The sequence below is a fragment of the Butyrivibrio sp. genome, assembly GCF_017940685.1.
Classification (GTDB): domain Bacteria; phylum Bacillota; class Clostridia; order Lachnospirales; family Lachnospiraceae; genus Butyrivibrio.
The window spans coordinates 1-22,799 of record NZ_JAGAYD010000024.1 but is presented as its reverse complement, the minus strand read 5'-3'; the positions used below and the strand labels follow the sequence as shown (position 1 = coordinate 22,799).

The following is a 22,799-nucleotide window of genomic DNA, read 5'->3' as shown; positions in this document are numbered from 1 at the left end:
TGGCATAAGCTTGTAGATCTCCTGGATAGAAGAGATAGCAGTCTTAAGCGGGCTTCCATTATTACTAGAATAGAAGGAGTAAAGAAGATCACCGTCTTCGCTGATAAGAGCACATTTAGTGGTAGTTGAACCAGCATCGATACCAAGGAATGCATTTCCTTTGTAATCGTCAAGCTTTCTTGTTTTTACTCTGTAATTATCCTGTCTTGCCTTAAATGTTTTATATTCCTCTTCATTTTTAAAGAGAGGATCAAGACGAGAAACTTCAGCTTCCATCACAATCTTGGAAGAGAGCTTTCCAGTCATTTCATCCATTGAATAAGAAACTTCTTCTTTGGCGTTCATGGCAGAGCCAATGGCAGCAAATAGATGAGAGTTATCAAGCTCAATCGTGTGCTCGGCGTCTAGATTAAGAGTTCTTACAAATGAAGCCTTGAGCTGATCCAGGAAATGAAGTGGTCCGCCAAGAAATGCCACGTGACCCCTTATTGGCTTACCGCAGGCAAGACCAGAAATTGTCTGATTTACAACGGCTTGGAAAATTGAAGCTGAAAGGTCTTCCTTGGTGGCGCCTTCGTTGATAAGAGGCTGTATATCTGACTTGGCAAATACACCGCATCTTGCAGCTATTGTGTAAAGAGAATTGTAGTTTTTTGCATACTCATTAAGACCAGTTGCGTCTGTCTGAAGAAGTGAAGCCATCTGATCTATAAAAGAACCTGTACCACCTGCACAGATACCATTCATTCTCTGTTCAACGTTACCTTCTTCAAAATAGATTATCTTGGCATCCTCGCCGCCAAGCTCAATAGCAACATCAGTTTTTGGTGCAAGAGCCTTTAAAGCTGTGGAAACAGCCACAACTTCCTGTTCAAATGGAACTCCCAGGTGACTTGCCAGAGTAAGTCCGCCAGAACCAGTGATGACTGGATGAAGAGTGATGTTTCCGCATTTTTCCTTTGCCTCATTTAACAGCTCAGACAAAGTCTCCTGAATATTAGCAAAATGTCTTTTATAATCAGAAAAGACAATATTTCTATCCTTATCTAAAAGCGCAATCTTAACAGTTGTAGAACCTATGTCAATTCCAAGTGTAAAATCCTTTGAAATCATATTAAAACCTCTTCTTATTAATAAATGACAATCTAAATGATTATATAGCAGGGGGGCAAAAAAAGCAATTGGATTAGATTGCATAAAATGTTTACAATAAAATCAGCAGATGTTAAAATTTTAAAGTTACATGAACCATTAAAAGAAAGAAGGTTAGGCATTTAATGAATAACTTTTTAAATAATATGGAAAGAAAATTTGGAAAGTACGCCATAAGAAATATCACAGTTTACATCATTGGACTGTACATATTTGGATACATATTGCAGTTTGCGCCCTTTAAAGTGAATATAACTAACTATCTGACTTTGGACCCATATCTTATACTTCATGGTCAGGTCTGGCGCCTTGTGACATGGATTCTTATTCCGCCACAGGCCCTTAGTATCTGGATATTCTTTACGTTGTATCTGTATTATTTCATGGGCACCACCATGGAACGGACTATAGGAACTTTTAGATACAATGTGTTTATCTTTGGCGGTATCATTTTCATGATCCTGTCCGCATTTCTTACATATCTTGTTTATTACCTCATAACCGGAGGTAATGAACAGCTCCTTGCAGCGCTTATGTATACTCTGTCCGGAGTATTTAGCACTTACTACATCCAGGAAGCAGTATTTCTTATCTTTGCAATTTGCTATCCTGATATTCAGCTTCTTTTGATGTTCATCATTCCGATAAAGGTTAAGTATCTTGGTATCCTTTACGCTGGAATGCTTGCATTCAGCGCTATTTACAATGGACTCATCGGCAGGAACTATGCAATATTCTTTGCTGTTTTCTTCCAGTTTTTGAATGTTTTCCTTTTCTATCTTTCTTTGGGAAGGTTAAGTCATTTAAGGCCAAAAGAGATAAAGAGAAGACAGGAGTTTAACAGAGGAGTCAAGATGAGACCTCAGGGCGTCACAAGGCACAAATGCGCTGTTTGTGGCAGAACTGAAGAAACTAATCCTGAACTTGAATTCAGGTTCTGCTCCAAGTGTAATGGCAACTATGAATACTGCCAGGATCATCTTTTTACTCATCAGCACGTAAAATAATCACAGAAAAGAGATATATCGCAAATGGGAAATATTGATAATAAAGAAAAAGAATTTGCTGAGATCTTAAAGCTTGTCACAAGAACAGCAAGAGAGAATAAAAACACCATTTCAAAAGAACAGATAGACCTTGCATTTTCAGAGCTTGATCTGGATGAAAAGCAGCTTGATATGGTCTACGATTATTTAAAAAACCATAAGATCGGTGTCGGCGAGGACGCAGATTTTGATGAGGACTTAAGCCAGGAAGAAAAGAACTATCTTGAGGATTACATTGAAAGTCTGTCTTCTTTAAATAAACTAAGTGATGGCGAACTTGAAGCTATACAGATGTCAGCTATAGCAGGAGATAAGGATGCTCAAAGTAGGCTCATAGAAAACTATCTTCCCCTTGTTGTTGATGTGGCAAGGATGTACTCAGAGCAGGGAGTTTATATCGAGGATCTTATCGGAGAAGGAAATGTTGCTCTTACAAAGGGCGTCACAATGCTTGAAGCAGTGGGAGAGCCTAAAGAGGTTGAAGCATTTCTTTATAAGATGATGCTTGATGCCATGGAAAAGATCATCCAGGAAAATCTTTCTGAGGATGCTGGAATGCAGAAGGTATTAACTTTAGTAAATGAAGTGGCTGACAAAGCGAAAGAACTTTCAGATGACCTTAGGAGAAAGGTTACTGTAGAGGAACTTATGGAAGAAACCGGGTGGGAAGAGGACAAGATAAGAAGTGCCATCAAGTTTTCTGGAGACAAAATAGAGGACATCGACAGCGGAGAAAAGAAATAAGAAGCCATGAACAACATAGTTAATGAAAATGACTTTAAATATTACATGCAGGATATCGAAAGATATTATTTTGGAGCTCGCTACAGCTATAGCGAGCTTTTAAATAATGAAATGGTTCCCTTTAAATACAAGACCATAATCACAAAATACTTAAAAGGTGAAGTTGATTATGAAACTACCCTTGAATCTCACTTATATTACATGAATACAGAGGGATTTGACTACAGAATATATAAACAGCTAAGGTCAAGGGTCCGGACATCCATGTACAAAGATCCAGAAAAAAGAGAAAAGGGCTTTAAAGAAAAGGTCTATACAATAGAGCAGCTTGTAAAGCTTGATAAAGAAGAAAAGGAGAAGCTTGGCATAATAGTAAGAGAGCTTATTTTTTCAAAACTTGCACTTTTTGGATTTTCTGCATAAAAAATCACCTGGCAAAAACCAGGTGATTTTAATTTTTTGATCAAGTAGCGATTAAGCTCTCTCAACTTTGTTAGATCTAAGGCAGCTTGAGCAAACATTCATTCTCTGTGTGTTTCCGTTAATTTTAACTGCAACATGCTGAACGTTAGACTTCCAAACTCTGTTAGATCTTCTATGAGAATGGCTTACGTTGTTACCGAAATGAACGCCCTTGCCACAAATTTCACATTTAGCCATTTTGACACCTCCTTATAAGCCATGTTTGTTCTAATAGCAATTTTGCGCAGAATTATCCGCAACATTGATATATTAGCAAAAAACAATTTAGATTGCAAGTTATATTTTAAAAATAATTGTTTATTTTTTTGATTGCTTCTATTATAATTCAATGTGGTATGCAAAAACACTGCATAAAGGAGGACATATATGAAGGCTTCAGTATTAAATACTCACATGGGAAATATTTCCATTGATAATGAAGTTATTGCCCAGTATGCTGGCGCTGTTGCCATGGAGTGCTTTGGCATCGTTGGTATGGCCAATGTTAATGTTAAGGACGGACTTGTTAGTCTTTTGAAGCTTGATTCAATGACAAGAGGCATAAACGTAACTCTTGATGAGAACAACAAGCTTAAACTTGATTTTCACGTAATTGTTTCTTACGGTGTTAGTATTTCAGCTGTTTCAGAAAACCTTATCGATACTGTTAAATATAAGGTTGAAGAGTTTACTGGACTTGAGATAGAAAAGATAAATATTTATGTAGAAGGCGTTCGCGTCATCGACTAAATAGACCTTAGGTTTATGGAGGATATTGTTTTGAGTAATAATGCTATTGACGCGAAGATGCTCTCTAAGATGTTCCTTAGCGGAGCGAAAAATCTTGACGCTAAAAAAGAGTGGATCAACGAACTGAATGTATTCCCTGTTCCTGATGGAGATACAGGTACAAACATGACTATGACCATCATGTCTGCAGCCAAGGAAGTTCAGTCACTTTCAGATTCTTCTAATATGGAAGCTATCTGCAAGGCAATTTCATCAGGATCACTTAGAGGAGCAAGAGGTAACTCTGGTGTTATCTTATCCCAGCTTCTCAGAGGTTTTACCAAGGTTGTTAAACAGCATGACGTTCTTACAGTAAACGTACTTGCTGAATCTTTTGAAAAAGGTGTTGAAACTGCTTATAAGGCAGTTATGAAGCCCAAGGAAGGAACAATCCTTACAGTAGCTAAGGGAGCCAGTGAGAAGGCTCATGAGCTTGCAATGGAAGGCTGCGATGATATCGAATCCTTCTGCAGACAGGTAATTGATTATGCTGATGAGGTTCTTTCCAAGACACCTGATATGCTTCCGGTTCTTAAACAGGCTGGTGTTGTAGATTCAGGTGGACAGGGACTTGTACAGGTTATGAAGGGAGCCCTTGATGGTTATCTTGGTAAAGAGATTGACATGACCATCACTGAGGAGGACGTCAAGCCTGACAAAGAGTCAGGTAAGGCTCAGCCAGCTGAAGATATTAAGTTTGGCTACTGTACCGAGTTCATAGTTCTTTTAAACAAGCCACTTAACGTAAAGCAGGAGATAGACTTTAAGGGATTCCTTGAGTCAATTGGTGACAGTATCGTAATGGTTGCAGATGATGAGATCTGCAAGGTACATGTTCACTCCAATGATCCTGGACTTGCTATTCAGAGAGCTTTAATGTATGGCCAGCTCTCCAACATGAAGATCGATAACATGTGGATGGAGCACAGAGAGAAGCTCTTCCATGAAAATAAAGACGGCTCCTGGTCAGAAATCAAGACAGAAGTTAACGGAGCTGCAGAGATGACACCTACATATTCTGCTGGTGATGATATTCCTCTTGGAGATAAGGTAGAGCTTAATGATGCTGCTGATGAAATTCCAGAGGGACCAAGGAAGGACGTTGGATTTGTAACAGTTTGTGCAGGCTCTGGACTGGCTGATATCTTCAGAGGACTTGGTGTTGACTACGTTATCGAAGGTGGTCAGACAATGAATCCTAGTACTGCTGACATCCTTGATGCAGTCGCCAAGGTCAATGCAGATACTGTAATTGTTCTTCCAAATAACAAGAATATCATTCTTGCAGCTAATCAGGCAGCTATCATGTCAGAGGATTCTGAAGATGGCAAGAAGATCGTGGTTGTTCCAAGTAAGACTGTTCCACAGGGTATTACAGCCATCATCAACTATGTTCCTGATGCTGGACTTGATGACAATATCAGTTCCATGAACGATTCTCTGGGAACTGTTTCAACCGGTGAAGTTACCTATGCAGTAAGAGATACTGTTATCGATGATGTCACCATCAAGCAGGGCGACTATATGGGAATTGGCGACAAGGGAATCCTTGGAGTTGGTTCAGATATTGCTGATGTTGCTTTTGATATGCTTGAGAAGATGATGAACGATGATAAAGAGCTTATCAGCGTTTATTACGGTGATGAGGTTAGCGAAGCAGATGCAAACTCATTAAGAGATCGCATTTCTTCCAGATTCCCAGACTGTGACGTGGAGCTTCAGTTTGGTGGACAGCCTATTTACTACTATATTGTATCTGCTGAATAAAACTATTAAGCCGGGCTTTTAGTCCGGCTTTTTGTTTATTTTGTATTTCAAGGGGACTGTTTTGGGGAAAAGAGAACTTGAAGAAAGCATAATTTCATTAAAGGGAATTGGTGAAAAAACAGGAAAGCTCTTTAATAAAGTAGGGGTTTTTACCTGTGATGATCTGATACACTATTTTCCCAGGGGCTACGATAAGTTTGATGCTCCGGTAAAGGCCTGTGACCTCAAGGCCAATATTGTCATGTCATCAAGGCTTACAATTGTCGGATCTATTACAAAAAGACGTGTAAGGAATCTCTCTATTACTGCATTTGATGCTGCTGACGATACAGGCAGGATAAAGATAGTATTCTTTAATGCGCCATACCTTGCAAGTTCGCTAAAATCTGGAACAACCTACGTATTTAGAGGAATGGTCAGAAAAAAGGGAAATTTCTTTTCCATGGACCATCCTAAAATGTACAAAGAAGAGGAATATGCATCACTTATTGGAAGGCTATGGCCAAGGTATCCTTTAACTAAAGGCCTTACTAATAACACTGTGAAAAAAGCTGTTGAAAAGGCCTTTATTAACATTGGAAGCCTTGATGAGTTTGTACCTTCGGATATTTTAAAAAGACTAGATCTTATGAGCTATTTTGAAGCTCTAAAGGCCGTTCATTTTCCTACCGGGGATCTGGAGCTTGAGGATGCCAGAAGAAGACTTGCATATAATGAGTTTTTACTTTTTGTATTAAGACTTCGTTTTCTTAAGCAGAATTCTGATGAAGTACAAAATATGTCCAGGATGATAGAGGTTGCTGACACAAAAAGGCTTATGGAGCAGCTTCCATATGATCTGACGAAAGCTCAGATAAAAGCATGGAATGACATTACAGCAGATCTTTCCGGGCCTTTCGTGATGAACAGACTTATTCAGGGTGATGTAGGCTCCGGTAAAACGATATTGGCATTCCTGGCTCTTTTGATGACAGCTGCAAACGGCTATCAGGGTGCAATGATGGCCCCAACAGAGGTACTTGCAGCCCAGCATTATGAGACATTTAATGAACTTATAAAAAAGTATAATATAAAGAATTTAAATTTAGCCCTGCTTACAGGATCCCTGCCGGCAGGGGCTAAAAAAGAAGTCCAAAGGCGCATAAGTGAGGGAGAAGTAAATTGCATCATCGGTACCAACGCCCTTATTCAGGATAAAGTAAGCTACAAGAATCTGGCTCTTGTGGTAACTGATGAGCAGCACAGATTCGGTGTAAGGCAAAGGGGTGCTCTTTCTGGTAAAGGTGAAAGTACCCATGTCCTTGCCATGAGTGCAACTCCCATCCCCAGAACACTGGCTATAATCTTTTACGGTGATCTTCATATATCAATCGTCGATGAAAAGCCTGTTGGCAGGCTTCCAATCAAAAACTGCGTTGTAGGCCCTGGCTATAGAGAAACAGCTTATAAATTTATAGCTGAACAGGTTTCAAAGGGACACCAGGTTTATGTTATTTGTCCCATGATAGAGCAGGGTGAATTGGACGGTGTTGAAAATGTTATGGACTATTCAGAAGTTCTTAGATCAGCACTTCCTGGTAGCGTTTCTGTAAGCGTTCTACATGGAAAGATGAAGCCTGAAAAGAAAGATGAAATCATGGAGTCTTTTGGCAGAGGAGAAATAGATGTTCTCGTTTCAACAACTGTTATTGAAGTTGGCATAAACGTACCAAATGCGACAGTTATGATGGTTGAAAATGCTGAGAGATTTGGTCTTTCACAGCTTCATCAGCTCAGAGGAAGAGTAGGAAGAGGACAGGATCAGTCCTACTGTATCTTTATCAATTCTTCAGATGATGAGGAAGCAGCAAAAAGACTTGATATCATGAACAGATCCAACGATGGATTCGTTATTGCAGAAGAAGACCTTAAACAAAGAGGACCTGGAGATCTATTTGGAGTCAGACAGAGCGGTGAAATGAACTTCAGATTGGGAGATATCTACCATGACAGCGACCTTGTCAAGGAATCAGCCATGGATGCTGACAGGATACTTTTAGAAGATCCTGATCTGTCACTGCCACAACATGCTGTGCTTAGAGAAGTGCTTAATACAAAATCTGCAAATTTTGTTGACTTTACAACTTTATAAAAGTAAACTTAATCTATCATATTAGTGAAAATAGGAGGAATGTCGGCATTTGCCGGCTTATTGACATGTCTAAGATTGCTATAATTACAGACAGTAACAGTGGAATAACCCAAAAGCAGGCAGAAGAGCTGGGAATATACGTAGTACCAATGCCTTTTATGATAAATGGTCAGGACTACTTCGAGAATATTAACTTAACCCAGTCTCAGTTCTACGAGAAACTAGCTGAAGATGCAGATGTATCAACGAGCCAGCCGACACCTGATTCACTTATGACCCTTTGGGATAAAGTTCTTAAGGAATATGAGCAGATCATATATATTCCCATGAGCAGTGGCCTTTCAGGTTCCTGCCAGAGCGCATATATGATCGCCCAGGAAGAATATGAAGGAAAAGTTTTTGTTATAGATAATCAGAGAATTTCTGTAACACAGAGGCAGTCAGCTCTTGATGCAAAGGAAATGGCTGAAGCTGGTCTTTCTGCAGAAGCTATCAGAGATAAGCTGATGGAGACCAAGATGGAATCCAGCATCTACATTATGCTTGATACTCTTCATTATCTGAAAAAGGGCGGAAGAATAACACCAGCAGCTGCTGCACTTGGAACACTTCTTCGCCTTAAACCGGTACTTCAGATCCAGGGCGAGAAGCTCGATGCCTTTGCCAAAGCAAGAACCACAGCTCAGGGCAAAAACATCATGATAAATGCCATCAAATCTGATATCGAGAACAGATTTGGAGGCATGGATAAAGGAGACTTCTGGATCGCTGGTGCTTATACCAATAATCTGGATGCTGCTCTTGAGTGGAAAAGAGAGGTAGAGGCTGCAATTCCTGGCTTTGATATGCATCTTGATCCGCTTTCTCTTTCAGTTGGATGTCACATTGGACCTGGAGCTTTGGCTGTAACAGTAACCAGAAAGATCCATTACTGAATATAAATTGTATGAAAAAATGTTTTAAAGGGGTTATCTAATGTCATTAAAAGAAAATTATGATGCTTCCAGTATTACCGTCCTGGAGGGCCTTGAAGCTGTAAGAAAGCGCCCTGGAATGTATATAGGAAGTGTCACTACCAGAGGTCTTAATCACCTTGTCTATGAGATTGTGGACAATGCTGTAGATGAGCATCTGGCAGGCTTTTGTACAAGAATTCATGTAAGCCTTGAGGCAGATGGCAGTGCAACTGTCGAAGACAATGGCCGAGGCATTCCAGTTGGTATGCACGCAAAGGGCGTTTCAGCCGAGCGTGTAGTTCTTACCATGCTCCATGCAGGTGGAAAATTTGATAATAACGCATATAAGACCAGCGGAGGACTTCATGGTGTAGGTTCTTCGGTTGTTAACGCGCTCTCAAAAAGAATGAGCGTTAGGGTTAAAAAGGATGGGCTTATCTATGAGGATGCTTACGAAAGAGGTATTCCCACAGTTGAGCTTATCGATGGACTTCTTCCTTCAGTAGGTACCACAAAAGAGACAGGAACAACCATTAACTTCCTTCCTGATGATGAAATCTTTGAAAAGACCAGGTTCAGGGAAGATGATATTAAATCAAGACTTCATGAAACTGCTTATCTTAATCCCAAGCTTACAATAGTTTTTGAAGATAAGAGACCTGGAGTTGAGGAATATATTGAATTCCACGAACCTGACGGTATAACAGGCTTTATCAGGGACATGAACAAGTCCAAAGAGTCTGTCACTGACGTTATCTCTTTTAGTGGAGAGAGCGAAGGCATTGAGATTGAAGCTGCCTTCCAGTATGTCAATGAGTTCCACGAAGAAGTACTGGGATTTTGTAATAACATCTATAACGCTGAAGGTGGTACACATCTTACCGGCTTTAAGACAATGTTTACCAACGTTATCAATCAGTACGCAAGAGAACTTGGTATTCTTAAGGACAAGGACGTCAACTTTACAGGTACTGATGTAAGAAATGGTATGACTGCAGTCATTTCCATCAAGCACCCGGATCCAAGGTTTGAAGGTCAGACCAAGACCAAACTTGATAACCAGGATGCAGCCAAGGTAGTATCCAAGATTACTGGTGAAGAGGTGACAAGATTTTTCGACAGAAACCTTGAAACCTTAAAGGCTGTAATTGGCTGTGCTGAAAAGGCTGCCAAGATCCGCAAGACCGAAGAAAAAGCTAAGACCAACATGCTTACCAAACAAAAATACTCCTTTGATTCTAATGGTAAGCTTGCAAACTGCATAAGTAAGGACGCATCAAAGTGTGAGATCTTTATCGTAGAGGGAGATTCTGCGGGAGGCTCAGCCAAGATGGCAAGAGATCGTAACTATCAGGCCATTCTACCTATCAGAGGTAAGATCCTTAACGTTGAGAAGGCCAGCATTGATAAAGTCCTTGCAAATGCAGAGATAAAAACCATGATAAACGCCTTTGGCTGCGGATTTTCTGAGGGCTATGGCAATGACTTTGATATCAACAAGCTCCGCTATGACAAGATCATAATCATGTCCGATGCGGACGTTGATGGTGAGCATATCGCAACCCTGCTTCTTACTTTGTTCTACAGATTTATGCCAGAACTCATTTTCCAGGGACATGTATATCTTGCAATGCCACCTCTTTATAAAGCACTTCCTGCAAAGGGAAAAGAGGAGTACCTCTATGATGATGTAGCTCTTTCAAAATATAGAAAGACTCATAAGGGTAACTTCACACTTCAGAGGTACAAAGGTCTTGGTGAAATGGACCCTGAACAGCTTTGGGAGACAACCCTTGACCCTGAGAGGAGACTTCTTAAGCTTGTGGAGATCGAAGATGCAAAGATGGCATCTCAGATGACTGAGCTTCTTATGGGAGTCGATGTTCCTCCAAGAAAAGAATTTATCCATCAGCATGCAACAGATGCAGAGCTTGATATTTAACGATAGGAAAAACGAACAATGGATGATCGTATTATTAGAACCGAATATTCCGAGGTTATGCAAAAGTCATTTATTGACTATGCAATGAGCGTAATTGTAGCAAGAGCCCTTCCTGACATCAGGGATGGCCTTAAGCCGGTTCAGCGCAGAACTTTATATGACATGTACGACCTTGGCATCAGATATGACAGACCTTACAGAAAGAGCGCCAGGATCGTGGGTGATACAATGGGTAAATATCATCCCCATGGCGACAGCTCCATCTATGACTGTCTTGTTGTAATGACTCAGGACTTTAAGAAGATGGTTCCTCTTGTAGATGGTCATGGTAACTTTGGCAATATCGAAGGCGATGGAGCCGCTGCCATGCGTTACACTGAGGCAAGACTTAGTAAACTCACTCAGGAGAATTTCCTTGAGGACCTTGATAAGAATGTAGTAGATTTTGTACCAAACTTTGATGAGACAGAAAAAGAGCCTTCAGTTCTTCCTGTTAAGATCCCTAATTTCCTTATAAATGGCTCAGAAGGTATTGCGGTAGGTATGGCAACAAGTACGCCTCCTCACAACCTTGCAGAAGTCATAGATGCGGAAATTGCTTATATCCAGGATGATACTCTTTCGACAAAAGACTTAATGAAGTACATCAAGGGTCCGGATTTTCCTACTGGCGGCGTCGTTATCAATAAAAATGAGCTTTTATCCATTTATGAAAGCGGCGTAGGAAAGATTAAGATAAGAGGCAAGGTTGAAGTAGAAAAGGGCAAAAACGGCCATACAAACCTTGTAGTAACAGAAATTCCTTATACTATGATAGGAGCTGGTATTGGTAAGTTCATGGCTGATGTTGCAGAGCTTGCTGAAAAGAAGATTACCAATGATATTGTTGATATTTCAAACCAGTCTTCCAAGGAAGGTATCAGGATCGTTATAGAGCTTAAAAGAGATGCTGATGTAGAGAATTTTACCAACCTACTCTACAAAAAGACCAAGCTTGAAGATACCTTTGGCGTCAACATGCTGGCCATCGACAACGGAAGGCCTGAGACCCTTTCTTTAAAAGAAATCATGAGAGCCTGTGCTGATTTCCAGTTTGAGATCACCACAAGAAAATATCAGACTCTTTTAAAGAAAGAACAGGATAAAAAAGAGATTCAGGAAGGCCTTATCAAGGCTTGCAATGTTATAGATCTTGTCATTGAAATCCTGCGTGGTTCCAAGGACAGACCAATGGCCAAGAACTGCCTGGTTAATGGTGTTACAGAAGGAATCAATTTTAAATCAAGGGAATCAAAAGCCATGGCTGCACAGCTTCTTTTTACAGAGGCACAGGCAGATGCCATCCTTGATATGAGACTGTACAAGCTCATTGGCCTTGAACTTGATGCCCTTATTAAAGAGCACGAGCAGACAGTGGCAAATATCTACAGATATGAGGATATTTTGGAGAGCCATGAGTCAATGTCAATGGTTATCCAGAATGACCTTATCAAGATTAAAAAGGAATATCAGAAGGCAAGAAGAACTGAAATCGACGACAGAGAAGATGCAGTTTACGAAGAAAAGCCTGTAGAAGAGATCGACGTAGCCTTCATCATGGACAAATTTGGCTATGCTAAGACCATCGATGCATCTACATATGAAAAGAATAAAGAGACAATTGAAAATGAGTTCAGGTTCTCATTTATCATGAAGAATACCGGAAAGGTTTGTTTCTTTACAAATACCGGTAATCTTCATACTGTAAAGGCTATGGATCTGCCCCAGGCCAAGATGCGAGATAAGGGCGTTCCAATTGATAATGTCAGCAACTTCGACACCTCCAAGGAAACCATAGTAATGGCTGCCAGCCAGTCAGATCTTAATCTTTACAGGATACTCTTTACTACAAAACAATCAATGATGAAGGTTGTTGACGGCGGAGAGTTTGATGTTTCCAAGAGAACAGTTGCTGCAACCAAGCTCCTTGATGGAGATGAGGTTGTAAATGTAGAGATACTTCACACACAGAAAACTGTAATTCTTCAGACCAACGACGGATATTTCCTCAGATTCCTTGTTGAAACTGTTCCCGAAAAGAAAAAGGCTGCAGTTGGCGTAAGAGGAATGAGACTATCTTCCAAGGATTTCATCAGAGATGTATATTATCTTTCTGATATGGAAGAGAAGAAGATTGAGCATAACGGCAAAGAACTTAACCTTGGACATCTTAAGATCACAAGCAGAGATACCAAGGGAACAAAGGTGAGATTATGAGAGTAATTGCAGGAACTGCAAGAAGATTAAGGCTTGTTACTCCTGAGGGCAACGATACCAGACCAACCCAGGACAGGATAAAAGAGACTCTTTTTAACATGATACAGAATCAGGTGCCTGGGTCAGTATTTATCGACCTGTTTGCTGGAAGTGGCGGAATAGGTATTGAAGCTCTTTCAAGAGGAGCTGTAAGGGCTGTATTTGTTGAGAACAACGTAAATGCCTATAAGTGTATCCTTGAGAACCTTAAGACTACACATTTTGAGGAGCAGGCTACTGTCCTTAAGCAGGATGTTGTACTTGGACTTAGAAGCATCAAGGAAAAGGAGGCGGATATAATCTTTATTGATCCTCCTTACCACGGCGAACTCTATGAGAGAACTTTGTCTCAGCTTTCAGAGATGAATTATGTTACAGCAAATACCATGATCATCGTGGAAGCAGATCTTAATCTTGACTTTTCTTTTGCTGAGAATTATGGCTTTGAAGTCAGAAGAGAAAAAGAGTACAAGACCAATAAACATGTTTTTCTTTACAGAAAGGAAGCTTAAGTAAATGAAAATTGCTGTTTATCCTGGTAGCTTTGATCCAGTAACCTTAGGACATTTAGACATCATAAATCGTGCATCCAAGATGTTTGATGAAGTTATAGTGGCTGTGATGTGCAATTCGGCTAAAACTCCATTGTTTAGTCTTGATGAACGTGTTAAAATGTTACAAGAATCTGTTAAAGACTTATCTAACGTGAAGATCGAGTCTTTCAGCGGACTACTTATTGATTACTGCAAGAGTGCTGATATCCATATTGTTATCAGAGGACTTCGTGCCATTACTGATTTTGAATATGAGCTTCAGATTGCACAGACCAATAAGGAATTGTCCCATAATCAGGTTGATACCGTATTTTTGACAACAAGCCTTAAGTATTCATATCTTAGCAGCTCAGTTGTCAAAGAGATTGCCAGCTACAATGGGGATATTTCACCGTGTGTACCGGAATTTATAGCTGACAGGCTCTATCAGAAATACGGATTTAAGTAAATTCAGGGGGAATTTTATTATGACCAGCAGGATTGAACAGCTGATAGATGAGATTGAGACCTATATAGACAATTGTAAGCCTCAGCCTCTTTCTCAGACCAAGATCATAGTTAACAAAGAGGAAATTGATGAGCTTTTAAGAGAGCTTAGGAGTAAGACTCCAGAAGAGATCAAGAGATATCAAAAGATCATCAGCAATAAAGAAGCAATTTTAAATGATGCAAGAAAGAAAGCTCAGGAGCTTATTGATGAAGCTACAGTTCATACCAATGAGCTTATCAATGAGCATGAGATCATGCAGCAGGCTTATGCACAGGCCAACGAAGTAGTATCTCAGGCTGCTATGCAGGCCAAGGGAATACTTGATAATGCAATGATCGAAGCTAACGAAATGAAGGCTGCTGCCGTAACTTACACAGATCAGCTTCTTGCAGATGTTGAGAGCATAATTGCCCAGTCAATTGATGCTACAAGCAAGCACAACGACGAGATCATTGAATCAGTTAAGCAGAACAGTATCAACATTGTTAAGGAAGTTGCACAAAACAACGACAGTATCTTATCTGCACTTACTCAGTACAGTGAAGTGATCAGATCAAACAGGGCAGATCTTAAGCAGCCAGTTAATACTACAGCTTCAACAAATGCAGCTGCACCTTCTGATATTGGTGAACAGCTTGATGCTCAGGAAGACAACATCAATCTTGATATGATCAACTAATTTTTGCTTTATCAGCTGCCGCTTTTTAGCGACAGCTTTTATCTTTTAATGTGAGAGGGAAAGTTATGAAAAATAAGTCTATTATCGCTAAAAAGTTTATGGCAGTTATTTTGACCATTGCTTTTTCAATTTCTCTTTTTGTTATTCCTACATTTTCAATTGAAGCAAAGGCTGCAAATAAGAATGTTGTAGTAGTAATTGATCCCGGACACGGCGGAACTGGGGACAGGAATCTTGGTGCTCAGTATAATGGCCTTTCTGAAAAAGAGCTGACTCTTCAGCTTGCGAATATACTTAAGGCAGAACTTGAAAAATACGAAGGCATTACTGTATACCAGACAAGAACTACTGATGTGATCATGTCTTTGGAGGACAGGGCAAAATTTGCTCAAAATGTAAATGCAGATTTTGTTTTCAGTATTCACTTCAATGCATCCAGTGAGCACCTGTTTTATGGTTCAGAAGTTTGGACTTCAACCTTCGGATCTTACTATCAAAAAGGCTATAACTTTGGACAGATAGTTTCTGCTGAATGGAACGGACTTGGACTTTACCAAAAAGGTGTTAAAACCAGGATTGGATCATCAGGAAATGATTACTACGGAATAATAAGACAGTGCGTTGCAAGGAATATGCCATGTGTAATTCTGGAGCATGCATATATTGATAATGGCAATGATGTTTCTCTGGTTAAAACAAACAGCTTCATAAATAAGCTGGCTCAGTCAGATGCCACAGCCATCGCCAAGTACTATGGCCTTAAATCTAAGACTTTAGGAACTGATTATTCAGGCTTTACTTATAAATCTGTAAAGAAGCCAAATGGAAAGCTCTATCAGGATGAAACAGGTCCTGATCAATGTGACATAAAAGTTCTTGGCTACGATGTGGCAAGTGGTAATGTCCTTGTTGAACTTACAGCAGTAGATAAGCAGAGTCCTGTAATTTACTTTAGTTATAGCTATGACGGTGGTAAGACTTTCTGCCCTTTACAGATGTGGGACAGAACAAAACCAACGCAGTCTTTTAATGTAAAGGTTCCGTCTGGCACAACAAATCCTACTATTGTTGTAAAATCTTACAACAACTATGAAAAGGATTCTACCAGTGCACCTGTTACTGTGAATGCGTCTTTTGTATATTGATGGAGTGCTTTTTGAGACTTGATAAATTTCTTGGGGAACATAATATTGGTACCCGCAAACAGATAAAAGAATATGTTAAAAACGGAAGATGTAAGATAAATGGGATTGTTGCTACAAAAAGCGATGTCCACATTGATGAAAATAGTGATGAGATCTCTTTTGACGACGTTTTACTTAGCTATGAAAAGTATCACTATTTCATTCTTAACAAGCCTCAGGGTGTTGTCAGCGCAACTACAGATGGGAAAAACATAACGGTTTTAGATCTTTTAAAGGATGAGAACATTAAGGGATTAAGCCCTTGTGGCAGACTTGATATTGATACAGAGGGGCTTCTTCTTATAACCGATGACGGAGGACTTATTCACAGGCTTTTGTCCCCTAAAAAGCATGTTGATAAGACCTACGAGGTCCATTTAAGAGATGCTCTTTCAGATGCAGATAAAGCAAAACTTGAAGAAGGCGTTAATATTGGTGATAAAAAGGAAGACGGGTCAGTAGATTACACGCTTCCTTGCATGGTTACTTATGCACCCTGCGACGACCTGGGAAGGCCTGTGATACTACTTTCAATTCACGAGGGGAGATTTCATCAGGTTAAGAGGATGCTTAAAGCTGTTGGAAATGAAGTGTTATTCTTAAAACGAATCTCCATGGGAACGCTGCAGCTCCCTGATAATTTACAGCCAGGAGAGTATAGGCCTCTTTCGCAGCAGGAAATAGATTTATTAAACAAGTAAGGATTTATATGCCAAAGATAGATTTAAATGATTTTGAAGCAGTAATTTTTGATCTTGATGGATCACTTGTAGATTCCATGTGGATGTGGAAGGCTATTGATATTGAGTATCTTCAGGGCTTTGGAATTGAAGCTCCAAAGGATCTTCAAAAAGAGATTGGTGGAAGGAGCTTTATAGAAACAGCCATTTACTTTAAGGAGAGGTTTTCAATTCCTGATTCAATCGAGAAAATTGGTGATGACTGGAACAGAATGGCCTTTGATAAATACACCAATGAAGTTCCTTTAAAAGATGGGGCATTTGATTTTCTTAAGCTATGTCAGGAGAAGGGAATAAAACTTGGTATTGCATCAAGCAATTCTACCGAGCTTATAGAGCAGGTTCTTTCTTCTCATGATATTAGAGATAAATTTCTTAGCATAAAATCAGGAACTGAAGTGCATAAGGGAAAACCTGCTCCTGATATATATCTTTTAGTTGCAAAAGAGCTTGGAGTTGATCCTAAAAAGTGCCTTGTATTTGAAGATCTTGTAGATGGGATCAAGGCTGCAAGAAATGCTGGTATGACTGTTGTCGCTGTAAGCGATGATTATTCCAGACACAGCGATGATCTGAAAAAAGAATTATCAGACTTATATATAGAAGATTACTGGGGATTTGTTTCATGAAAAAGAGTTTTAAGGGTGATTTTGGATATATCAGATACAGAAGGCAGATTGGCATATTGCGCACAGGACTGTTTTTGCTTGTGGTCCTTGCGCTGCTTTTTTCTGGCCTTTTTATTTTTGGCTCAAGCAAAAACTATTTGAGTATCATAGCAGCGCTTTTATGTCTGCCTGCTGGTTGGAGTGCAGTAAACCTTATAATGTTCTTAAGGGCAAAGGGATGTAGTGACAGCTCTTTTAACAAGATAAACAAAAGTAAAGGCGGGCTGCTTGTTCGATATGATGAAGTTATAACCTCATATGACAAGAACTTTAATGTAGCAGCATCAACAGTACTTGATAAGAACATATGCTGCTACGTTGAAGATGATTCCTTTGACCTTATTGACCTAGAAAAGCACATAAAAAAGATGATGGCTCAAAACGGGTACGGAAGCTATAGCGTTAAAGCCTTTAATAAGCTAGATGATTTCTGCTTAAGGCTTTCTCAGCTTGAGAGAATAAGGCAGGAAAAAAAGATTGACCCTCAGGCTCTTGAAGATGCCTGGGTTCCAGGTACACAGGAGACTGCTGCATCTGTACTTCTTTCTATTTCTTTATAAGGAAAGCCTATGCGTGAGATAGTTATCGGACCAAATGAATCTGAAAAGAGGCTTGATCGGTTTCTTAACTTTTATTTTAGAGAAGCTTCAGCTGGTTTTATATATAAAATGCTTAGAAAAAAGAATATCACTCTAAACGGTAAGAAGGCTGACGGCACTGAAAAGCTAAAAGAAAGTGACGTGATCCGGGTATTCTTTTCTGATGAGACCTTTGAAAAGCTTAAAGGGAATACTTCTCCCCAAAAAAGTGCCAGAAAAGCCCTAAAGTCACTTGGAAATATTTCTGTTATTTATGAAGATGACAATATAGTTCTTGTAAATAAGCCTTTTGGTGTTTTGTCACAGAAGGCAAAACCAGAGGATATAAGCCTTAATGAGTGGTTTATTGATTATCTTTTAAACAAAGGTGACATTACAAAAGAAAGTCTTTCATCCTACAGACCATCGATCTGTAACAGGCTTGACAGGAATACCAGCGGACTTGTTATTTGCGCTAAGTCTCTTATTGGCGCAAGGACTATGAATGAGCTTATCAGTAAACGATTTATAGATAAATACTATAGAACCATTGTTTTTGGCCATCTGTCAGAGCCTGTATCCCTTAAGGGCTATTTAAGCAAAGATGAAAAGAAAAATAAGGTTGATATTAAGGTAAACAACCCGGGAGATGGATACTCATATATTGAAACTGACTATGAGCCCATTGATTATATTAAAGAAAAAGACCTTACAGTTCTTGAAGTTAAACTTGTGACAGGTAAGCCACATCAGATAAGGGCTCATTTATCAAGTATAGGACATCCGATCATTGGCGATTTTAAGTACGGTGGCCAAAAAGTTGATTCACTTGATCATCAGCTTCTTCACAGCTATAGAGTCAGATTTCCAGAAGATTTAGACAAGCCCTTTGATACACTTTCTGGTAAAGAGTTTACAGCACCACTTCCAAAAGAATTTCAAAAGATAACGGGATAGAGCATGCCAACATGGAATTCCAGGGGCCTTAGAGGCTCAACATTAGAAGAACTTATAAATAGGACCAATGAGAGGTATGGAGAGATGGGACTTGCTCTTATTCAAAAGATACCAACTCCAATTACCCCCATTAATATCGATAAAGAGACCAGGCACATTACTCTTGCTTACTTTGACCAGAAGAGTACTGTTGACTACATTGGTGCTGTTCAGGGAATCCCTGTGTGTTTTGATGCAAAAGAGTGCGCTCAGGAGACCTTTACTCTTGAAAATATCCATCCTCATCAGGTCAGCTTCATGGATAACTTTGAAAAACAGGATGGAGTAGCGTTTTTCCTGATCTATTTTACTGGCCTTAATGAATTTTATTATCTGCCATACAGAGATTTAAAAGTCTTTTGGGACAGAGCGCAAAATGGTGGCAGAAAGAGCTTTCGGCATGATGAACTTGATAAAAGATACGTTTTAAGCCAGAGTCATGAAGCAGGTATATTTGTACCATATCTGGATGCTTTATCCATAGATCTTGACTTGCGGTAAGAAAAAGATTGACACGGGTTTATCAATAATGTAAACTCTCTATTATAGTAGCATAGTAGCACTGCGCATTACTAAAGTGAGGTTTATATGAATAAAGTTTTATTACATACACCAGACGGTGTGAGAGATATCTACGGCTCTGAATGTAGTGACCGCATTCTCATAAAGGACAAGATTTACAGTAAAATGAAGAGCTTTGGCTTTCAGGACATAGATACTCCCACTTTTGAGTTTTTTGATGTTTTTTCTGATGAGATCAATGCTTCTGACGCAAAAGAGCTTTATAAGTTTTTCGATAAAGAAGGAAACACGCTGGTTCTTAGGCCTGATTTTACGCCTTCTATAGCAAGATGTGCATCAAAGGTCATGCTTGAAGATTCTGAGCCTGTAAGAGTTGTATATCAGGGAAAATCCTTTCTTAATACTTCAAATCTTCAAGGAAAGTTAAAGGAAAACTACAACATAGGCGTTGAGCTTTTAAATGATGACTCAGTTTTTGCTGATGCAGAGATGATAGCTCTTTTGATTGAGTCATTAAAAAGCTCTGGTCTTAAAGAATTCCAGGTCAGCATTGGTGATGCAGATTACTACAAGGGCCTTTGCGAAGAAGCTGGAATCGATGAAGATACTGAGGAAATGGTCAGGGAGCAAATATTGCAAAAGAACTATTTTGCAGCTGAAAATATCATGACTGAAAGACTGATACCTGACAAATATAAGGAGCTTATCGTTAGATTTTCCGAGTTTATTGGCTCAGACGAGGCCCTTGACAGAGCAAGGAAGCAGGTTGAAAACGAAAGATCGATCCAGGCGATTTCGAGGCTTAAAAGGCTCTATCAGGTATTAAAAGAATATGGCGTAAGCCAGTATGTTTCTTTTGACCTTGGCATGCTCAGTAAGTTTAATTACTACACAGGTGTAATATTCAGCGCTTATACTTATGGCGTTGGTGACGCGATCGCCAAGGGCGGAAGATATGATTCCCTTATTGGAAAATATGGAAAAGACGCACCTGCTATTGGATTTGTAATACTTCTTGATGATCTTATGTCTGCCCTTTACAGACAGAACATCGAGATTTCACATGAAGAAGCGCCAATCGTAATTGAATACGACGAAAGCACTTTTTCTGAGAGCCTGAGAAAGGCTTCTGACCTCAGAGCATCAGGCAAAGCAGTTGCACTTAAGAATGTAAAGAAGAGAGGGTGAGACAATGAGATATCTTACTTTTGCTCTTGGTAAGGGAAGACTTGTTAATGACACAATGGATCTTTTGGCAAAATGCGGAATCCATTGCGATGAAATACTTGATAAGAAGACAAGAAAGCTTATTTTTACCAACGAGGAATTAAAACTTAAATTCTTTTTAGCCAAGGGTCCTGATGTACCAACTTATGTAGAGTATGGTGCGGCAGACATCGGAATAGTAGGTGCAGATACCATTCTTGAAGAAAACAGACGGGTCTATGAGGTTCTTGACCTGGGATTTGGAAAGTGCAGGATGTGTGTATGCGGACCTCACGAGGCAAAAGAGCTCTTAGAGCACAGGGAGATGATCAGGGTTGCAAGTAAATACCCTGGAATTGCCAAGGATTATTTCTTTAATAAAAAGCATCAGACTGTAGACATAATCAAGCTAAATGGTTCTGTAGAACTTGGCCCAATTGTCAATCTTTCAGATGTGATAGTTGATATTGTAGAAACAGGATCCACCCTTAAAGAAAACGGACTTGAAGTTTTAGAAGAAATCTGTCCACTTTCTGCAAGAATGATTGTAAACCAGGTTAGTATGCAGATGGAAACAGACAGGATTCGCAAGCTCATTAGTGATATGAAGGAGAACTTAAGCTGATATGAGAACTCTTAAGCTGACAGAAAATACAAAAAAGGAGCTTTTAGGTAATCTTTTAAACAGAAATCCTGGAAGCTACACAGAATATGAAAATACAGTAAATGAAATTATAAATGATATTCGAAATAATGGTGATAAAGCTTTGTTCGAATATACAGCAAAGTTTGATAAATGCACTTTGGATGCCTCTTGCATTAAAATAACAGATGATGAGATTAAAGAGGCTTATGCAGCCCTTGATCCGGAGTTCATTGAAGTAATGAAAAAGAGCGCTGAGAATATCAGAGTATTCCATGAAAAGCAAAAGAGAAATACATGGATAGATACAAGAGAGGATGGAAGCATTCTTGGACAAAGGATCCTTCCTATTGAGATATCCGGCGTATATGTTCCTGGTGGTAAGGCAGCCTATCCAAGCAGCGTTCTTATGAATGTGGTTCCAGCTAAGGTTGCAGGAGTTGAAAAGATCGTAATGTGCACACCTCCTGGAAAAGACGGAAAGGTTAACCCTGGAACACTTGTTGCAGCTGATATAGCAGGTGTTACCGAAAGCTATAAAGTAGGTGGAGCCCAGGCTATTGCAGCTATGGCATTTGGAACAGAGAGTATTCCAAAGGTTGATAAGATAACAGGACCTGGAAATATCTTTGTGGCCCTTGCAAAAAAAGCCTGCTTTGGTCATGTTTCAATTGATTCTATAGCTGGTCCCAGTGAGATACTGGTTTTAGCAGATGAGACCGCAAATCCAAGGTATGTAGCTGCTGACCTCTTATCTCAGGCAGAACACGATGAGATGGCAAGTGCAATACTAATCACCACATCTCAGGACCTGGCTGATAAGGTTTCAAAAGAGATCGACGAATTCCTTAAAACTTTATCAAGAGCTGATATAATTAAAAAGTCACTTGAGAACTATGGATACATCTTTGTTGCTGACAATATGGATGATGCCATTGAGGCTGCAAATGCTGTAGCATCAGAGCACCTTGAGATCATCACTAAGAATCCATATGAGACCATGACCAGGATAAAAAATGCAGGTGCGATCTTCCTTGGAGATTATTCCTCAGAGCCTCTTGGAGACTATTTTGCAGGTCCAAACCATATACTTCCTACAAATAGGACAGCAAGATTCTTCTCGCCACTTTCAGTAGATGATTTTGTAAAGAAAACAAGTATTATTTCTTATTCAAAACAGGCTTTATTTAATGTTCACAAAGATATTGAATTGTTTGCAACCAGAGAAGGACTTACTGCACATGCAAATTCTATC

23 protein-coding genes are annotated in these 22,799 nt (G+C 39.5%); 21 read left to right on the top strand and 2 right to left on the bottom strand.

Annotation, left to right across the window (positions count from 1 at the left end; all coding sequences use genetic code 11):
• Window positions 1–1,113: BadF/BadG/BcrA/BcrD ATPase family protein (locus J6I68_RS01845; protein WP_292216778.1), on the bottom strand; the 1,113-nt coding region annotated here is incomplete at its 3' end.
• Window positions 1,114–1,277: 164 nt separating this feature from the next.
• On the opposite strand from J6I68_RS01845, the gene J6I68_RS01840 reads away from it, so the two are divergent.
• The 3 genes from J6I68_RS01840 to J6I68_RS01830 are packed head-to-tail and all read left to right on the top strand — an operon-like array spanning window position 1,278 to window position 3,365.
• Entirely contained in the window at window positions 1,278–2,159 is an 882-nt protein-coding gene (locus J6I68_RS01840; RefSeq protein WP_292216776.1) for a hypothetical protein, read from the top strand.
• Window positions 2,160–2,183: 24 nt separating this feature from the next.
• Window positions 2,184–2,942, top strand: coding sequence for a sigma factor (locus J6I68_RS01835; RefSeq protein ID WP_292216774.1), 759 nt, complete (start codon window positions 2,184–2,186; stop codon window positions 2,940–2,942).
• A gap of 6 nt (window positions 2,943–2,948) precedes the next feature.
• Window positions 2,949–3,365: a hypothetical protein gene (locus J6I68_RS01830; RefSeq protein WP_292216772.1), complete on the top strand. Its 417-nt coding sequence runs from the start codon at window positions 2,949–2,951 to the stop codon at window positions 3,363–3,365.
• A 51-nt stretch (window positions 3,366–3,416) separates the two neighbouring features.
• Here J6I68_RS01830 and rpmB read toward each other — a convergent pair whose 3' ends face one another.
• Window positions 3,417–3,602, bottom strand: a complete 186-nt coding sequence (gene rpmB, locus J6I68_RS01825; protein ID WP_120738031.1) for a 50S ribosomal protein L28 — start codon at window positions 3,600–3,602, stop codon at window positions 3,417–3,419.
• Between the two features lie 189 nt (window positions 3,603–3,791).
• Here rpmB and J6I68_RS01820 point away from each other — a divergent pair, with 189 nt between their 5' ends.
• From J6I68_RS01820 to hisD, 18 genes are all read left to right on the top strand, one after another.
• Window positions 3,792–4,154 (top strand): Asp23/Gls24 family envelope stress response protein, encoded by a 363-nt coding sequence (locus tag J6I68_RS01820; protein WP_292204385.1) that lies wholly within the window; start codon window positions 3,792–3,794, stop codon window positions 4,152–4,154.
• Between the two features lie 30 nt (window positions 4,155–4,184).
• Complete coding sequence (locus tag J6I68_RS01815; protein ID WP_292216770.1) at window positions 4,185–5,960, top strand: DAK2 domain-containing protein; 1,776 nt, start codon at window positions 4,185–4,187, stop codon at window positions 5,958–5,960.
• A 61-nt stretch (window positions 5,961–6,021) separates the two neighbouring features.
• On the top strand, window positions 6,022–8,091 hold the full coding sequence (recG, locus tag J6I68_RS01810; RefSeq protein ID WP_292216768.1) for an ATP-dependent DNA helicase RecG: 2,070 nt from the start codon (window positions 6,022–6,024) through the stop codon (window positions 8,089–8,091).
• A gap of 65 nt (window positions 8,092–8,156) precedes the next feature.
• Entirely contained in the window at window positions 8,157–9,026 is an 870-nt protein-coding gene (locus J6I68_RS01805) for a DegV family protein (protein WP_292216767.1), read from the top strand.
• Between the two features lie 40 nt (window positions 9,027–9,066).
• On the top strand, window positions 9,067–10,989 hold the full coding sequence (locus J6I68_RS01800) for a DNA gyrase/topoisomerase IV subunit B (RefSeq protein WP_292216765.1): 1,923 nt from the start codon (window positions 9,067–9,069) through the stop codon (window positions 10,987–10,989).
• Between the two features lie 18 nt (window positions 10,990–11,007).
• Complete coding sequence (locus tag J6I68_RS01795; RefSeq protein WP_292216763.1) at window positions 11,008–13,245, top strand: DNA gyrase/topoisomerase IV subunit A; 2,238 nt, start codon at window positions 11,008–11,010, stop codon at window positions 13,243–13,245.
• Window positions 13,242–13,796, top strand: a complete 555-nt coding sequence (rsmD, locus tag J6I68_RS01790; RefSeq protein ID WP_292216761.1) for a 16S rRNA (guanine(966)-N(2))-methyltransferase RsmD — start codon at window positions 13,242–13,244, stop codon at window positions 13,794–13,796. Before J6I68_RS01795 ends, rsmD begins: the two co-directional genes overlap by 4 nt.
• Before the next feature lie 4 nt (window positions 13,797–13,800).
• Window positions 13,801–14,286, top strand: coding sequence for a pantetheine-phosphate adenylyltransferase (gene coaD / locus J6I68_RS01785; protein WP_292216760.1), 486 nt, complete (start codon window positions 13,801–13,803; stop codon window positions 14,284–14,286).
• A gap of 19 nt (window positions 14,287–14,305) precedes the next feature.
• Window positions 14,306–15,007 (top strand): ATPase, encoded by a 702-nt coding sequence (locus J6I68_RS01780; RefSeq protein WP_292216759.1) that lies wholly within the window; start codon window positions 14,306–14,308, stop codon window positions 15,005–15,007.
• Window positions 15,008–15,072: 65 nt separating this feature from the next.
• Window positions 15,073–16,152, top strand: a complete 1,080-nt coding sequence (locus J6I68_RS01775) for an N-acetylmuramoyl-L-alanine amidase family protein (protein ID WP_292216757.1) — start codon at window positions 15,073–15,075, stop codon at window positions 16,150–16,152.
• A gap of 11 nt (window positions 16,153–16,163) precedes the next feature.
• Window positions 16,164–16,892: a pseudouridine synthase gene (locus J6I68_RS01770; RefSeq protein WP_292216755.1), complete on the top strand. Its 729-nt coding sequence runs from the start codon at window positions 16,164–16,166 to the stop codon at window positions 16,890–16,892.
• A gap of 17 nt (window positions 16,893–16,909) precedes the next feature.
• Window positions 16,910–17,560 carry an HAD family hydrolase gene (locus J6I68_RS01765; RefSeq protein ID WP_292216780.1) on the top strand — a complete coding sequence of 217 codons (651 nt, stop codon included), beginning with the start codon at window positions 16,910–16,912 and terminating at the stop codon, window positions 17,558–17,560.
• Complete coding sequence (locus tag J6I68_RS01760; protein ID WP_292216753.1) at window positions 17,557–18,159, top strand: hypothetical protein; 603 nt, start codon at window positions 17,557–17,559, stop codon at window positions 18,157–18,159. The genes J6I68_RS01765 and J6I68_RS01760 overlap by 4 nt, the downstream gene beginning before the upstream one ends.
• A 9-nt stretch (window positions 18,160–18,168) precedes the next feature.
• The gene (locus J6I68_RS01755; protein WP_292216752.1) at window positions 18,169–19,134 is read left to right on the top strand and encodes an RluA family pseudouridine synthase; all 966 of its coding nucleotides are present in this window, start codon (window positions 18,169–18,171) and stop codon (window positions 19,132–19,134) included.
• 3 nt (window positions 19,135–19,137) lie between these two features.
• Window positions 19,138–19,674 carry a Holliday junction resolvase RecU gene (locus J6I68_RS01750; RefSeq protein ID WP_292216749.1) on the top strand — a complete coding sequence of 179 codons (537 nt, stop codon included), beginning with the start codon at window positions 19,138–19,140 and terminating at the stop codon, window positions 19,672–19,674.
• Between the two features lie 87 nt (window positions 19,675–19,761).
• On the top strand, window positions 19,762–20,883 hold the full coding sequence (gene hisZ, locus J6I68_RS01745; protein WP_292216746.1) for an ATP phosphoribosyltransferase regulatory subunit: 1,122 nt from the start codon (window positions 19,762–19,764) through the stop codon (window positions 20,881–20,883).
• 4 nt (window positions 20,884–20,887) lie between these two features.
• Entirely contained in the window at window positions 20,888–21,526 is a 639-nt protein-coding gene (gene hisG, locus J6I68_RS01740) for an ATP phosphoribosyltransferase (protein WP_292216744.1), read from the top strand.
• A gap of 1 nt (window position 21,527) precedes the next feature.
• On the top strand, window positions 21,528–22,799 hold a 1,272-nt coding region (gene hisD, locus J6I68_RS01735), incomplete at its 3' end, for a histidinol dehydrogenase (protein WP_292216742.1).